This is a genomic window from Conservatibacter flavescens, assembly GCF_002795425.1.
Taxonomy (GTDB): Bacteria; Pseudomonadota; Gammaproteobacteria; order Enterobacterales; family Pasteurellaceae; genus Conservatibacter; species Conservatibacter flavescens.
Genome location: NZ_PHHA01000003.1, coordinates 1 through 16,868, shown reverse-complemented (window position 1 = coordinate 16,868; position 16,868 = coordinate 1). Strand labels below are relative to the sequence as shown.

7 protein-coding genes are annotated in these 16,868 nt (G+C 45.0%); all 7 read left to right on the top strand.

Features of this window, described 5'->3' with window-relative positions:
- The first annotated feature begins 73 nt into the window (after positions 1-73).
- Positions 74-352, top strand: a complete 279-nt coding sequence (gene ftsB, locus CVP05_RS02020) for a cell division protein FtsB (RefSeq protein WP_100287903.1) — start codon at positions 74-76, stop codon at positions 350-352.
- A 2-nt stretch (positions 353-354) separates the two neighbouring features.
- Entirely contained in the window at positions 355-1,044 is a 690-nt protein-coding gene (gene ispD, locus CVP05_RS02015) for a 2-C-methyl-D-erythritol 4-phosphate cytidylyltransferase (RefSeq protein ID WP_100287902.1), read from the top strand.
- The gene (gene ispF / locus CVP05_RS02010; protein WP_100287901.1) at positions 1,044-1,517 is read left to right on the top strand and encodes a 2-C-methyl-D-erythritol 2,4-cyclodiphosphate synthase; all 474 of its coding nucleotides are present in this window, start codon (positions 1,044-1,046) and stop codon (positions 1,515-1,517) included. The genes ispD and ispF overlap by 1 nt, the downstream gene beginning before the upstream one ends.
- 39 nt (positions 1,518-1,556) lie before the next feature.
- Entirely contained in the window at positions 1,557-2,567 is a 1,011-nt protein-coding gene (gene truD / locus CVP05_RS02005) for a tRNA pseudouridine(13) synthase TruD (RefSeq protein ID WP_100288161.1), read from the top strand.
- Positions 2,568-2,624: 57 nt separating this feature from the next.
- Positions 2,625-15,071 carry a two-partner secretion domain-containing protein gene (locus CVP05_RS02000; protein WP_100287900.1) on the top strand — a complete coding sequence of 4,149 codons (12,447 nt, stop codon included), beginning with the start codon at positions 2,625-2,627 and terminating at the stop codon, positions 15,069-15,071.
- On the top strand, positions 15,071-15,484 hold the full coding sequence (locus CVP05_RS01995) for a hypothetical protein (protein WP_100287899.1): 414 nt from the start codon (positions 15,071-15,073) through the stop codon (positions 15,482-15,484). The genes CVP05_RS02000 and CVP05_RS01995 overlap by 1 nt, the downstream gene beginning before the upstream one ends.
- Positions 15,485-15,529: 45 nt before the next feature.
- Positions 15,530-16,868 (top strand): hemagglutinin repeat-containing protein (locus tag CVP05_RS01990; protein WP_243389189.1); only part of this gene is annotated, 1,339 nt, incomplete at its 3' end.

The window sequence follows — 16,868 nt, the reverse complement described above, 5'->3', positions numbered from 1 at the left end:
TTTCAAGGTAAACTATCACTTATCTTGTTTAGGATCCTCGAATCCTGATTATTTCATTTCAGAATTTCAAATTATGCGTATATTTATTTTTATCCTAGCTGGGCTTTTAGTCTATTTCCAATATAACTTTTGGTTTGGAAAAAACGGTTATTCTACCTATCGAAATATCGGGGAAGAAATTGCCATACAAAAAGCAGAGAATGAAAAACTTTCCCAACGTAATCAACTGGTTGCAGCAGAAATCAAAGATCTCAAAGAGGGGATTGATGCTGTAGAAGAGCGTGCGCGCCTCACCTATGAAATGGTAAAACCAGATGAAACTTTTTATCGTGTTGTAAAAGAAAATAAATAAAAATGACTGCACTTTCTCGAAATATTATTGCTGTCGTACCGGCAGCTGGGGTGGGAAGTCGTATGCAAGCCGATCGCCCAAAACAATACTTAATGTTACACGGAAAAACGGTGTTAGAGCATACCTTACAACGTTTATTAGACTATCCGATTATTGAAAAAATTATCTTAGCCATTGCGCCGAATGACAGGTTTATTGGACAACTACCGATTATTAAACACCCCAAAATCCAATTAGTTCAAGGGGGAGAGACCCGCGCCGATTCCGTGTTTGCGGGATTGTGTTGTATTGAAAATCCCGAACAGACGTGGGCATTAGTGCATGATGCTGCGCGCCCTTGTTTGCGCCATGAAGATTTGGACAAATTGCTGGCGGTTGATGATGAACATGGAGGGATTTTAGCGATCCCTGCGGTTGATACGATAAAAAGAGCGGTGGATTTTCAGCGAATTTTATGTACAGAAGATCGCAGCCAGTTGTGGTTGGCGCTGACCCCTCAATTTTTTAATGCTCGGCGCTTATTAGGGGCGCTCAAACAAGCAAAAGAAGCGGGCTGGGTGGTGACTGATGAGGCCTCAGCAATGGAATTTGCCGGTTTTCAGCCTCATTTGGTGGCAGGGCGTTCTGATAATATTAAAATCACACGCTCGGAAGATTTGGCTTTAGCGGAATTTTATTTAGGGAGAAGATAATGATACGAATTGGACATGGCTTTGATGTTCATGCGTTTGGGCAAGATCGTCCTTTGATAATTGGTGGCGTGGAAATCCCTTATCACACAGGATTTATTGCTCATTCCGATGGGGATGTCGCTTTGCATGCATTGACAGATGCTTTGCTTGGTGCGGTTGCATTAGGTGATATAGGCAAATTATTTCCTGATACGGATCAACAATTTAAAGATATAGACAGCCGTATTTTATTGCGTGAGGCTTTTCGTCAGGTTCAAGAAAAAGGCTATAAAATCGGTAATATTGATGTCACCATTATTGCGCAAGCGCCAAAAATGCGACCACACATTGATGCGATGCGTACGGTGATTGCCACCGATCTCGCTTGTCATTTAGATCAAGTGAATGTGAAAGCCACTACCTCCGAAAAGCTCGGTTTTACCGGACGTGGCGAGGGTATCGCTTGTGAAGCCGTCGTGTTATTACTGAAATAAATGGGCGGTAACGCCCAGCTAATGTGTAAAATAAAAATGATGCAACAACTTAATTATCTCCAAACACCTCCAGACCAGACCGCGCTGTTAAAGTCAGAATATAGAGATTTTATTGTCAAAGAAGAACTGGGCTACCCTTTATCGGGGGACGGTGAATTTGTTGCGGTTTATGTACGCAAAACCGATTGTAATACCTTATTTGTTGGGGAAAAACTGGCTGAATTCGCTAATGTGTCACCACGCAATATGAGTTATGCCGGTTTAAAAGATCGCAAAGGAATCACAGAACAATGGTTTTGTTTACAAATGCCAGGACAAGATACCCCTGACTTTACCCAATTTCATTTAGATGGCGTAGAAATTTTAAAAGTCACGCGACACCATCGTAAAATTCGCATAGGCAGTTTAGACGGTAATCATTTCGAGATCTTGTTACGTCATGTAGTCGAAACAGAATCCATGACAAAGCGTTTGGAAACACTAAAAATATCGGGTTTTCCTAACTACTTCACCGAACAACGTTTTGGACGAGATGGTCATAATCTAATCCAGGCTATGCGCTGGGCAAAAGGAGAAATTAAGGTTAAAGATCGTAAAAAACGTAGCTTTTATTTGTCGGCGGCGAGAAGTGAAGTATTTAACCTGATAGTGTCTCAGCGACTTGAACAAGCATTAGGCCATCAAGTATTGTTTGGTGATATTGTGCAACTGAATGGTTCCCATAGCTGGTTTGTGGTGGATGAACAGCAAAATTTAGCGGAATTACAGGCGCGATTAAACAAACAAGATATTCTCCTCACCGCCGCATTAATTGGCGAAAATTGGGAAAAAATGACCGCACTTTTTGAACAATCTATTGTAGTAGAGCATCAAGAATTGCTACATTTAATGCAACAAGAACGCTTAAAATCTGCGCGTCGCCCAATACTCATGCAGGCACAGAATTTTCAATGGCAGTTTGAGCCAGAAGGGTTACGCTTAGGTTTTTATTTACCTGCTGGCAGTTATGCAACAGCATTAGTACGTGAATTAGTGATGTTTGAAGAATAAATATCTGAATGATTTATTTAGTTTTGTATATATTTTGATTTTTTTAGGATACCAATTATGAACAACCAAATCTTCCGCGTTATCTTTAGTCGCACCTTACAACGCCTTGTCGTCACCTCCGAATTAGCTAAATCGGCGGGTAAAGCACACAGCGAATCAACGGGAGGATTGGGACACCAAAGTGCGGTGTTAAAACCCTTAATTTTTAGTTTATATTGTGCCTTAGGATTTGTGGCATTTTCTTCCAGCGCATTGGCCGAAACCCTCATTATTAAAGCTGACCCCAATGCCCCGAAATCCCAACAGCCCATTATTCTCCAAACCGCAAATGGCCTTCCTCAAGTCAATATTCAAACCCCAAATGACAAAGGCCTTTCCCATAATAAATACCATGATTTCAACGTGGCCGAAAAAGGCGCTATTTTAAATAACAGCCGCAAAGCCACTCAAACCCAACAAGCCGGCCTGGTGCAAGGTAACCCTTATTTAGCTAGAGGGGAAGCCAAAGTGATTTTAAATGAAGTCACGTCGAATAACCCCAGTGTGATGAAAGGTTATGTGGAAGTGGCGGGGAAAAAAGCCGAAGTGATTATCGCCAACCCTAACGGGTTACATTGTGACGGCTGTGGGATTATCAATGCAGACCGAGCCACGATTACCACCGGAAAACCTCAAATCCATCAAGGCGATATTGACAGCTACCGCGTAGAAAAAGGAAAAGTAAAAGTAAGCAGCAAAGGCATGGACAATAGCCGGGTGGATTATACGGATATTTTAGCCCGTGAAGCGGAAATTAATGCGGGTATTTGGACGGGGAAAAAGTTAAACGTTGTCACCGGGCAAAATCAAATCAAACGGGGAAGCACAGACCAAGATTTACAAATTAACCATATTAAAACCAGTGAAAAAAATCCCCAAAATACACCGCACTTTGCTTTAGATGTGAGTGAATTAGGGGGCATGTATGCCGGCAAAATTCACTTGGTAGGTACCGAGCAGGGATTAGGTGTGCGCAATGCGGGGCATATTGGGGCCTCTGCTGAAACGCTGGTGATTGATTCGCAAGGTCGGGTTGTCAATAGTGGGACATTAAATGCACAAGGAGAAGTAAATATCACCGCTCAGCACGGGGTGAGCAATACGGGCAAAATTGAAAACCGTCAGGGGAATATTCGCCTGAATAGCCAAGGGGATATTCAACAAGATGGCTCCATTGTGGCGAGAGGGGGAGAAGTACAAGGCAACACCAAAAACACCCTTCGTCAAAAAGGGGAAACCGTTGCAAAAAACGCGATTCGTTATCGCGCCAAGTCCATTGAGGCGGATAAAACCGCCTTACTTGCTGCAGGCGTTTCGGTGAATGATACTGCACAAGGCGAAGTCCGTACTTTATCTGCGCAATCTGCACAAGGGGCGGATATTACGATACAAGCTGATGAGAAAGCCACATTACAAGGACGGCATCTCGCCGCCGGTAAGGTGCAACTTACGGCCTCAGAAGTCGATTTAAACCATAGCCAAACCTCTGCTTATGGGTTGAATGTTAAAGCAGCTCAAGGTGAGATTCAGGCGAATCACGCAGTTATGATTGTTGAAGATAATTTAAATCTGACAACGCCAACATGGTTACAAACTCAGGCGAGTTATCTGAGAGGGAAAAAAATTACCACTGAGCAACGCACCCTTGATACTCGAAATGCGGTTTGGGAACAAACGGGGAAAGATCCGTTTACCCTTGAAGTGGCAGGAACACTGGAAAATAAAGGTGGACAGTTTAAAACACAAGGGGATTTCACCATTAAGTCGCAAGGTGTCAATAACCGTGAGGGAAGCTTAATTGCGAATGGTAAGCTCTCCATCTATGCTGGCAAGGGGCAAGTGGATTCAACGGGTGGCGCGCTATTAGCCGCAGACGACCTCAATATCACCTCAGGTGCATTAATCAATAATCATGGTGTGATTCAATCGAACCAAAATGTGACACTACACACACAAGGACAGGCGCTATTTAATCAACAAACCTTGACCAATGAACAAAATAAAGGGATTGTGGCGTTAGGCACATTAACGCTTCACGCTGCAGATGTACACAATCAACAAGGCCGAATATTGGCTAAACAGGCATTAAATCTTTCGGCTCAACAGATTGCGAATCAACAAGGTGATATGAGGAGTGTGGAGAGTGTATTGGATATCAATACCCATCAACAAACCTTTAATAATCAAGCTGGAAAACTCTACGCAAAATCCACGTTATCCATCAATAGTGGAACCTTAGAGAATACACAAGGCGCGATCTTGAGTGAACAAGATATATCACTTAATACTCACGCTCATGCGCTGATCAACCAAGACACGCAATCATCAGACAGAGGCATTATTGCCTTAGGCAAACTTGGCTTACAAAGTGCCGAGTTTGATAATCAACAAGGGTATTTGGCAAGTGGTGATCACTTAACCCTCTCTGCAAAATCGGTGGGGAATACAGACGGGGTAATCCAATCCGGTCAAGGGTTAAAGCTGATTGCCGATGAGGTGAGCAATCATCGTGGATTGATTTCCGTTAAAACAACAGCCGAGATTGCCGCGCACAATTCTTTTGCGCAAACACAAGGGCAATTAGGGGCCAGTGAGCTGAATTTGAAAACGGGGTATTTAAAGAGTGAACAACAAAGCTTAATTACCGCTGATCGCGCTCATCTTCAGGTGAGCGGACAATTTGACCATCAGCAAAGCCGCTTAAATACTCTTGAGCAATTAACCATTCAAAGCCAAGCCCTGAATAACCGTTTAGGGATAATGAATAGTGTTGCAGGCAATGTGAATATTCATACTCAACAGCAACAACTTGATAATACTCAAGGTCAGATTACCGCAAAAGGCGATGTCTTATTAGACACAGGCGCATTAGATAACCGCGCGGGATTGATACATGGGCAGCAAACTATTCATATTGACACCCATGCTCAACGGTTAATTAACCAGCAAACTCAAGGAAAAAATCAAGGGATTTTGGCTAATGGCCGTTTAACTCTCCGTGCGGGAGAAGTGGATAATACACAAGGCACCATTGTCGCGAAATCGGACATGGTAACGGTCAATACCCCTCGTTTACTCAACCAGTCGGGCATTTTGCAAAGTGGGGGCGATCTGTCGCTGCAGACACAGCGTATTGAAAATAGTCAAGGCTTGATTTCAGGTGTTCATCGAGTGGACTTAACCGCAACAGATGGCTTATTACAAGCCGCTGGTAAAATCGGTGCGGGCGAACTTGTTCTCAATGCCGGGACGTTACAATCAACAGAAAATAGCCTGATTTCCGTTGAGAATGCCACAGTGAATGTCACCCATGAATTAGTAAATGCCAAGAGTGAAATCTCCGCCACAAAACAAATTCGCCTTATCAGCCAAGCCTTAAATAACCAGCAAGGTTTATTGCTGACGAAGCAAGGCGATATTGCTATTGATACGCAATTATATGGATTAGATAATCAACAAGGCAAAATCCTCGCGGGACAGGGCGTGACCATTGACAGCGGGGCATTTAATAATCAATTTGGTGAAGTCGTTGGCAAAACCGGTATGGCGTTAAATACCCACCGCCAAACCCTCAATAACCAGGCGGGAAAATTATTAAGCCAACGACATTTGACTATTCGCGCCGGTGAATTAACGAATGAACAAGGCTATATTCAAGCCACACAACAGGCTGATATTCAGCTTGGCAGTGCCACGCTAAATAACCGATTAGGCGTGATTGCCAGTGGCACCGATTTGCGTTTAACCGCCGGCACGGTACATAACGATAAAGGGGATATGAGCGCACGTCATCTTAACGCGGAGATTGCCCATCTTTATCAACAAAATGGCGCGATTCAAACCGATGGACGTTTTATCTTGCGTGCGAGTGGCGAGGTATTATCCACACATTATAGCCGCTTAAGCGGTGAAGAAATTGATATTCAGGCGGGGGGACAACTGGATAATGCCCAAAGTGAAATCATTGCGAAAAATCAAGGGACCATTCGTAGCCAACAACTGAATAATACCGCCGGCGCTTTAGTGGCAGAGCAAGGGGATTTGACCATAGACACGCAAAAACAACAGGTGGTCAATCAACAAGGCAAACTCAGTGCGGGCAATCGACTTAGCATTCAAAGTGGTGAATTAGATAACCAACAAGGGTTGATACAAAGTCGCGTAGGCATGGTTATCCATACCCATCAAGGCAATCTAAATAACCAAAATACACAAGGCGAGCAACAAGGTATTATTTCTTTGGGAACATTGGCGCTAACCACACAGCAACTGTTGAATCAAACCGGCTATCTTTTAAGTCAAGCAGACCAAACATTGCATACCCAGTCGATTGACAATACGCGTGGAGTATTGGCTTCATTCGGTAATCAAACCCTAGATGCTAAGCAACATATCCGCAATAATTCAGGGCGTATCAGTGGCGAAACTACACATATCACCGCACAATCGTTGGATAACCAAGCGGGCTTGGTGCAAGGCAACGCTGAGCTTGATATACAGGTGCAAGGGGCCCTGAATAATCAACAAGGGCAAGTGAAAGGCAAAAACCGTGTTGAGATTGTTGCAGGTTCAGTGGATAACTCCATGACGGGGCAAATTCGCGCGGTAGAGGGACGTTTGTCACTTTCATCGGTAGGTCAGCTGAATAATGCGCAAGGCTATATCACTGCCCAACAACAAGCGATCTTAAAGGCTCAAAGCTTAAATAACCAACAAGGGACTGTCTATAACGAACAAGGCTCCTTAGATGTCGCGATAGCACAACACCTGGACAACCAACAAGGCCGTGTAATCGGCAAAGATAAGTTGCGTATCACAAGTCAAAGCTTGTTAAACCAACAAGGGGCGTTGTATGCAGAAACACAAGGCAACTTACACATCACAGGGCGCTTAGACAATCAACAAAACGGCAAGATTCACGGTTTAGGCGATATGGCTATTGAAGCGGATTATCTTGATAACCGAGGCGGTGAAATTCGAGCCCAAGAGACATTAGATTTACGGATTAACACCGCCATTGATAACCAAAAAGTAGCCGCAACGGGTTCGTTTATTGAAAGTGGTAATAAACTGATTTTACACACTCAGTCTTTAAATAATGCCCAAACACGCGCCGCCTCAGAAACCATGACACAAGGGATTTTAGCCTCAGAGATGACGCTATCGGCTCAACGTGTTAATAACCAACAAGGCAAAATCCATGTGCGCACGCAAGGCCATTTGAATATCGCACAAGTCTTGGAGAATCAATTAGGCGATATCACAGGTGGCGCCCTTACCATTGAAGGCAAAGCCTTAGGCATTAATAATCAAAACGGTCGCCTACAGGCAGAGCGTGGGTTGTCGATTACGGTAGATCATGTCAGCACAGACGGCCATTTGGAAGGGCAAGATATTCACATTCGCCAACAAAAAGATTTTGTGACAAACGCGGGCATTCATGCCGATCGCAGCCTCACCATCTCAACGGCAGGTGATGTCATTAACCGACACCAGCTCTATGCGGATGAGCGGGTTCATCTCAGCGGACGACATATTACTAACGAGGTCAATGGCCGGATCAGCAGCGCTTATACGCACTTAACCGCCAAAGAGGATTTAACCAATGAAGGGTTAATTAATAGTGTCAGCGCCGATGAAAACGGCAAAACCGTGCTGCAAGTGGGCGGTAAGTTACTGAATACGGGGAAAGGCCGAATCTATGGTGATCATATCGCTCTTGAAGCCGATGTTATCGAAAACCGAGATAAAGCGTATGACAAAGACAATATATTGTCTGCCGTGGTAGCCTCTCGTGGGCGCTTAGATTTGGCGGCACGTGAAATTTATAACCAAACCGACCATTATTTATCGGATAACCAAACTGGCGCAATGCTCTTTAGTGTGGGCGAAATGACCTTGGGGAGACGTTTAAATAGTGAACATCGTGCGCAAGGCAAGGCGGATGCTCTCTATAATAACAGCAGTATTATTGAAACGGAAAGTGGCGGTATTGCGCTCAATATCACACGCATAAATAATAAAAATATCCATTTTGATGTTGAGCATGTACAAACGGGCAAAGCCCCAACGGACATCACCAAGCGTGATGAAAAAAAGCTTAACCAGACCTATATTGTGCCAATGGGGAGTAATGAACGACACAAACTAGAAGATTATCACCTTAATCCATTAAATGGGGATAATCGCGAAGTCAATATTGATAATCCTTATATCCCAATGAGCCTATTGCGTTGGGCGGGCTGGAGCCGCGCGGGCCAACTTGTCTATAAAGGAGATGGGGCGGAGCCTGTGGTATTAAAACCGGGAGATGTGATTACACCTGACACGCCATTGGCAATACGTGACGAAATGCATTGTGAGTACTCCAATGGCAAAGAAAGTTGCGCCTATATTCCAGCCGGTCAATATGGCATGGATAGCCCGATTTGGGCGCATTTTGGTGTGGAGCCACCGCAAGAGCCTCAACCGCCTTTCCCGTTTGATGACTTAGTTGAACAGCCTTGGTTTGTGCAAGAAGAGTGGTTTACGGAAGATAACGAGTTCATTCCCCCGAAAAAACCGTCCATTTTGAAGATGAGTCCGGCGGAGTTTGAGGCTCGCTGGGTGAAATGGAGTTATTATGTGAAACACATTAGACCACTAGAAAACTGGGAGCGTAAATATCAAACGAGCCTTGAGGCGGTGGATAAGGGTATAGAGGAGCATAATAAAAAGCGCTTAGGCGCGCTTGCCGATAAACATTACCGAAGTTTCTGGCAATTACATTTCAACCATCACCGTGTTGATGAAAGTACGGTATTAAAAACCGTGCCAGGCCAAATTCTCGCGGGCGGTAAACTGGCTTTTGACAGCGAATCCTTTGTCAACGATCGCAGTGTGGTGATCGCAGGGCAAACCTTGTCATTAAAAGAAGACATTGAAAATATTGACGAGGAAGGTTTACACCGCGTGACAGATAGCGGCCGTAAAGTCTTTACTTTTGGTAAATGGCGCGGCGGATTTAGACGCTATATCCAACGTCGATGGGAAAATAGCGGGGAGTATGTCCGCCAAATTGAAACGCCGTTTGATATGCATATCTTCCGTGTCGAAGAAAATGTGAACTATGGTGATAATAAACGCGCAGATGACAGCCTGAAAAACAAGGTTCAGCATACGCTAGTATTAAGTGATGTGAATGCACAAGCCGATGCCCTCTCCGCACAAGGGCTGCTCGGGCTTGGTGCATTGAATACCTATGGCGCAGGGGCATTTACCTCTATCGCGAATCAAGCGCGCGAGGTTGAACAAACCACATCCGCTGGAGAAAACGGCCAAACCGTTAACCCAACCCCATTAACCGGCGCACTAGAGGCTTTCCACGCCTTAGATTCGACAGGTGAAAAAACCATTACCCCAATGGACAGCATGCGCCAGTTAACGCGTATTGAACTCAATGCAGAGCAGGAAGTCCGCAGCATTCAGCCAAATTTAGTGATACCGAATAATGTCCTCTATCGGCTTAATGCAGCGCCGAATAGCGGTGTATTAGTGGAAACCGATCCGGATTTTACCCAGCAAAAACGCTGGCTTAGCACGGATTATATGTTTAATGCTCTACGCTATGAGCCAAACCAAAGCCAAAAACGGTTGGGCGACGGGTTTTATGAGCAACGTCTTGTGCGTGAACAAATTAACCGTCTAACCGGCCGTCATGGATTGGGTCACAATCAAGAATTTGAAGCGCAATATCGCCGCTTAATGGATGCGGGCGTCACCTTTGCACAGCAATTTAATTTACGTCCCGGTATCCGCTTATCACCAAGCCAAGTGGCGCAATTGACCAGCGATATTGTGTGGTTAGAAAATGAATCTGTGCGCCTGCCAAATGGCGAAATTGCACAAGTCTTAGTGCCTAAAGTCTATGCGGTGGTGAAAAAAGACGATGTCACGGGCAATGGCACGCTACTTTCCGGTCAACAAGTCACCCATCAAGGCGGCAACGTGGAGAATAGCGGCACGATTTTAGGCCGTGAATTAGTCCGTTTTGATAGCGAAAGTATTCGTAATACGGGGAATATCAGTGGAGATGCCATCATCGGACAGATCAAAGGCAATATGGATAATATTGGCGGTAGCCTAGAAGCGGATAAAGGGATTTTACTGAATATTGCAGGGAACTTTACCCACAGCAGCACAACCCATACCAGCCAATCAAACGTTGCCGGCCATCAGCGCACCGATACCATTATTGGGCGTAAAGGCTTGTTACATGTGAAAGGCGAAGACGGTGTATTACAGATTAACGCCAACAATATAGACATTCAAGGCGCAGATATTCTTAATGAGGGACAAGGACAAACCCGCTTAACCGCAAAAAATCAGTTAAATTTAACCGCACTTTCAGTGGGATTTGATGAAAAACTTGGCGGCGGGAACCATTATCGCCATGAACAAGTCAGCGAAGCCGTCACTGCACGCATTAAAGGTCAAGGCGACGTGGTGTTACAAGGCCGAGATATTTACAGCGAGGGAGCGAAGCTCGATGCGCAAAAACGTCTAGTGGCCTTAGCGGAAAATGATGTGGTATTAGACGGTGCTAAAAACAGTACGCATTTTGAGGAGTCGCACCGTTATAAGAGCGGTAGCGGATTAAGTCGTTCAAGAAAAGAAACCTTTGATAGTGTGTCACGAGAGTTTCAACAGGGAACCACTTTAGTGGGCAGCAGCATCCATGTTTCAGCAGGGCATGATGTTAAAGGGCGAGGTTTAGGCGCGTTGGCGACAGAAGGGGATATTGTTATTCAAGCGAAAAATAACCTCACCTTAGATAGTGATACCAACACACTTAACGAAACCCATTGGGAAAAACGCAAAAAATCCGGCTTAAGCGGTTCCCTTAAAGGCGGTGTGGCGGAAATTGGGATTGGGACTTCGCGGGAGAAAAAACAGGAAACTGGGGCGCAAACTCAATTAAGCCAAAGCCATTTAATTGCTCAACAAGGTAACTTAACCCTTGTGGCGAAAAATCAGGTGAATTTATCGTCAGTGGTGGCTGAGGCCGATAAGGATATCCACATACAAGGGGCGGAGGTGTCGATTTTAGCCGCAACGGAAAGCCAGCAGAGCCAATATAAACACGAGCAACGCTCAGCCGGTGTAGGCACGAATATGGTTTATAACCCGGTACAATTGGCGAAGAGCTTGTATTCACAGCGTGAACAAGAGGGCGCGACAAATAGCCTTGTTGGAAAAAGTGTAACTGGAGAGGAAGTCTTTAGAAAAACCCTTGAGCGCACGTTAAACGGGGCCTCTCCTTATTTGCGCGCGAAACGGCAGAGCTTAAATCAAGAGGGGTATCAAGAAACGGCCATTGGCAGTGAATTACGCGCGGGAGGTAATTTAAGTGTAGTTGCCACCGAAGGGGATATTACCATGCAAGGGGGCGTATTAACCGCAGGCGGTGATGCCCTGTTCCAGGCGAAGCATAATGTGACCTTTGATGTGGCCACCAATACTCAACACCAAACAGCACAAAAACGGGCTACCGGTGGGGAAATCAATGGCATGAAAGAGCCAAGTACATCAGTGAGTGGCTACCATAACAAAAACTTGGCTGAGGGCGAAACCCGTCATGAACAAGGCGCGGTATTGTCAATTGGTGGTAAAACACAGGTGATTGGTCAACAAGGCAATGTGACCTTTAAAGGCACCAATTTGGTCAGTGAAGGCGATATTGATGTATATGCGGGCAAAGATATTAATATCACCACCGCAGAAACACGCACGCGCCAATCAGACAACCTACGCAACTACGGTCGTGGTGAGGCGGTGATTTCTGAAACCGAGCGTTTTTCGGGTTACAGTCGCCAAATCAATAACCAAGACGGCGAAACCGTCACCCACAGTCAAAGCCGTTTAGCCAGCTTAGGTGGAAAAATTCATGCCTATGCCGGTCAAGATTTTAATCAAAAGAGCGGTCAATTATTGGCGAAAAATAAGATTGAGATAAGCGCGGAGCAAATCAATCTGACCACAGCGCATAATACGCAAACGGAAAAACAACATGGCAGCGATTTAAAAATCGGCAACTTCTCCCGTGTTAGCAGTCCGATAATTGATTTGGTCAACACAATGGAAAACACCTATCGCACGGCGAAAGACAAAGAGGCCAGTGACCGGTTAAAAGCGGCCGATCTACTTGGCTTAGCGGCACAGGGTTATACCTTAAATAATGCGGTCAATAGTGTCCTAAACGGCACACGAGAGGCGACATTATTCCGTGCGGAATCTGGGATTGGGTACAACCATAGTCGAACAGACCAAACCCTTGCCCAATCGCAAAGCTTAAGTAACAGTTTAAACAGTAAAGCGATTACCCTACAAAGCCGTAGTGGGGACATTAACCTTGCGCATACGGAATTAACCTCAAGAGATGAACAAGGCAATCGCATTCAAGGTAGCCGTGTCACCTTAGATTCGGCGAACCAACTCAATATCACAGCCGGCGAACACCAGTTTACACAAACGGGTCGCAGTCAATCCGTCGGCGAGGAAGTGGGCACGGCATTTAGCGCTGGGGCGCAAACGGGTTGGTCGGTGTATGGTAAAGCGGGTTATGGCAATAGTCGCTCACAGGATAACCGCACTACCTATCAAAATAGCCTAATAGACACAGAGCAGCTTAACCTTCGCAGTCAAGGGGAGACTAACTTGACCGGTGTTACTGCCCTGGCTAAACGCATTGATACAGATATTGGTGGCAATCTCACCATTAAAAGCTTACAAGACCAACAACAGCAATCCAGCTCTGGTATGAATGCGGGAGTAAAAGTAGAGTTTGGTTTTGGTACCGCCTGGAACCTAAGCCTGAGCGCAAGTGGCAACAAAGCCCGCAGCCATTTTGAACAAGTGGGCAATCAGTCGGGGTTATTTGCTGAAGAGGGTGGCTATCATATTCAGGCGAAAAATGTGCACCTTGAAGGTGGGACAATTAGTAGCACCAACCCGGATAACAGCGAGTTAGCCACTAACCAGCTGACCTTTAAGGATATCCACAACCAAAGCCGTCTGCAGGCGATGTCTGCTTCCGGCAGTGCGGCCTACGGCAATGACACTTACTCCGGCAAAGACATTACCGGCGCCTCACCGGGCTTACCGCTGCTTAGCCAAGAGCATGCCCAAAGTGTCACCAAAGCGACCCTAACAGAGGGTAATATCACCCTAAACAAAGACAGCGCCCCTATCCACACCAGTGCAAACGCTTTAGGGATTAATACAGACCTCTCGAAAGCCAATCCACAATTGAATGGGCCAAAAGACATTCACAAGACATTGGCAGAACAAAGCAAGCTCAGTGATTCTGTGGGTAAAATCGCCAGCGCCAGCCAAAGCTATGCAAGCCAACGGGCAAAACAAGCGGCAGAAAAAGGCGATACAGAAGAAGCGAAAAAATGGCAAACCGGTGGCGAATATAAACGCAACCTAGATATGGCCACCGCTATCCTCACAGGCGCTCTTGCAGGACAAAGCGTAGAGTCCATCGCTGCCAAAGGCGCTTCCCCACTGGTTAACAACGCCATTAAACAGGCCACAGAGGGCAACCCGGAGGCGAATATTTTAGCCCACACTTTATGGAGCGCTATTGAAACCCACTTAAGCGGTGGTAACGCCCTAGCGGGCGCCGTAGCCGGCGGCAGCGCAGAAGCTCTCGCCCCAATCTTAGCGGAAAAACTTTACGGCAAATCCGCCAGCGAACTGACGGAGGCAGAGAAACAACATATTGTCGGCTTAAGCAGTATCGCAGGGGGAATACTCTCTGCTGCAACCGCCCATACCGGCGACACCAGCAGCACAGTTACCACTCTTGCCAATGCAGCATTGGGGGCAGATACAGCGAAAAGCGCGGTGGAGAATAATTTCCTCAAGCCAATAATGGAAAGCCAAGAACAAGTCATTCAATGGAAGCTATTAGGTGAAGGAAATAATATAAAGAAAAGCTTAGAAGAGCAGGTAGTGGGTGAAATAAAAGAAGATGCGGTTGATGCTATTGATAAATATGCTCCACACTATATTTCTTTAGGCATACAAATTTATGGAGTAGGAGGGAAATCAGCAATTAATCTTAGAAATGGAGATGTTGTAACAGGCTGGTCGTTTTCATCTGTTGTTCTTCCAAATCGAATAGGTTTATCAAGTAATGCTAATTTAGGGTGGATTGCAAATTTAGAACCATCTGATCTTAAAACTGTAAAAGGAGAGCGGAATACCGGTAATACTATCACTAGAACAATTGAGGGAAATTCAATAGGTGGCAATGCTTGTTATAAATTAAGCTGTATTGGATATAGTCAGACAATAACTAATAATAAAAACGATAAAAAATTTCATACCCTTGAAATAGGAATAGGGATGGGAGGAAGTGGGATAGGAATAGGTCAGGAACGAACTTATAAAATAGGAAACATTCTTGGAAATAAATAATGAAAAAATCCTATTTTAAAATTATTGCCGTAATATACATTACGCTTATTTATAGCTATATTTTTTTTGGTGGTGTAGCGAAAAGAGATTTGGTTATACAAGAGGATACTAAACAAGTTTATGATGCATTAACTAAGGAGATTATCTCTATGAAAGGTGAGTATAGACAATATGGTGGGCAAGTTATTCATGGGTTTATACTAGAAATAAGTTTTAAAAACTCAATGGATTATAATGAGGAAAGGGTTTTTAAGAAAATTGAAAGTTTAGGGTTTTATTTGCAAAATGTAGAGAAAAATAAATTCTATCTTTTTTGTGAAAAAAATAAAGAACATAATCGAGGTTTTCTTGTTGCGAAAGAATCTAGACTTAAAATTATGTATGAAAATAGTATGATTGATTGTGTTAATTAGCTAAATGCGTATCAGTATTCAGACGGCAAAACGGGGATTGACATATTGGGCGTAAAAGACACTTACGACAGCCGTACCACCAATAAGAGCCACAGTGCGAGTGTGGGGGTATTTGTAGGCTTTAACGGTAATAGTATGGGGATTGGTATAGAGGCTGCAGCACAGGTTGGCAGAGGAAAAGAAAACACCAGTAGTGAGACCTGGCAAAATAGCCAACTGAATACCGGTAAACTGATTACGAAGAGCGAACAAGGCAAACTAACCCTTGATGGGGCTAATGTTAACACAAATCGCTGGGAGGCTGATATTAAAGGCTTAGAGATTACAAGTCGCCAAGATACGGAGAAATATCACTCGGAACAAACCAGCGTAGGCGGTAGTGTGTCCATTACCTATGGTTCTGGCGGTGGCGGCAGTGTGAACGCCAGTCATAGTAAAGCGAAAATGGATTACGCCCAAGTTAATCAGCAATCAGGCATTCGCGTGGGTACTGGGGGAATGAACGTCAATGTAGACGGACATACTCAACTGAATGGCGCGGTGATTGAAAGCAAAGCGGCAGCGGAAGATAACCAGTTCAACACCAAAACGCTTAGCACGACGGATATTCACAATCACAGCGAAGTTAAAACCGAAAGTGTGAGTGTGAGCAGTGGCGGCATGGACGCGATGATGAGTGCAGCCATGAGCTTATTGGGCAATCGTAATGAAAGTGAGCACAGTACCACAAAATCAGCGGTATCGGCGAATATCAATCTCAATGTGGAAAATGGCGAAATACCGACCGCACTTTCACGGGATACGGAAAATGCCAATCAGAAAGTGGGCCAACAGGATTTACAGGCTATTCGTGAACAGCAAGAAATGGCGAAAGTGATTGGTGAAATCTCGGATAGCGCAGTGAAAATTGCGGCCCATAAAGAGCTGGAAGCCATTGAGCAGGCTAATCTTGAGCTTGGCAAAGTCAAACAACAAGCGAAAGATGAAAATTGGTCGGCAGAGAAAATGGAAAGTGACCCAACACTCAACGCGGCTCAAGTTAAAGCGGAACAAGCGCAAGAGGCTTACAACCAACGCTATGGCATAGGCAGCACACAAGGGCAAACAATTAAGGCGGTTACTGCAGCTTTACAAGGCTTAGCGAATAAAAGCCCTGAACAAGCGGCGGTGGCATTAGCTAGCCCATATATTAATCAACAAATTCATAAAGCGACCCAAAATGCTGACGGCACAACAAACAAAACGGCCAATCTTGCGGCTCATGCGGTTTTGAGCGCTATAGAAGCGCAAATCACTGGCAATAACGCCTTAGCGGGAGCAGTGGCCGGTATCGCAGGAGAGGGAACAGCCATGTTGATTGCTGAAAAACTCTACGATAAGCCAG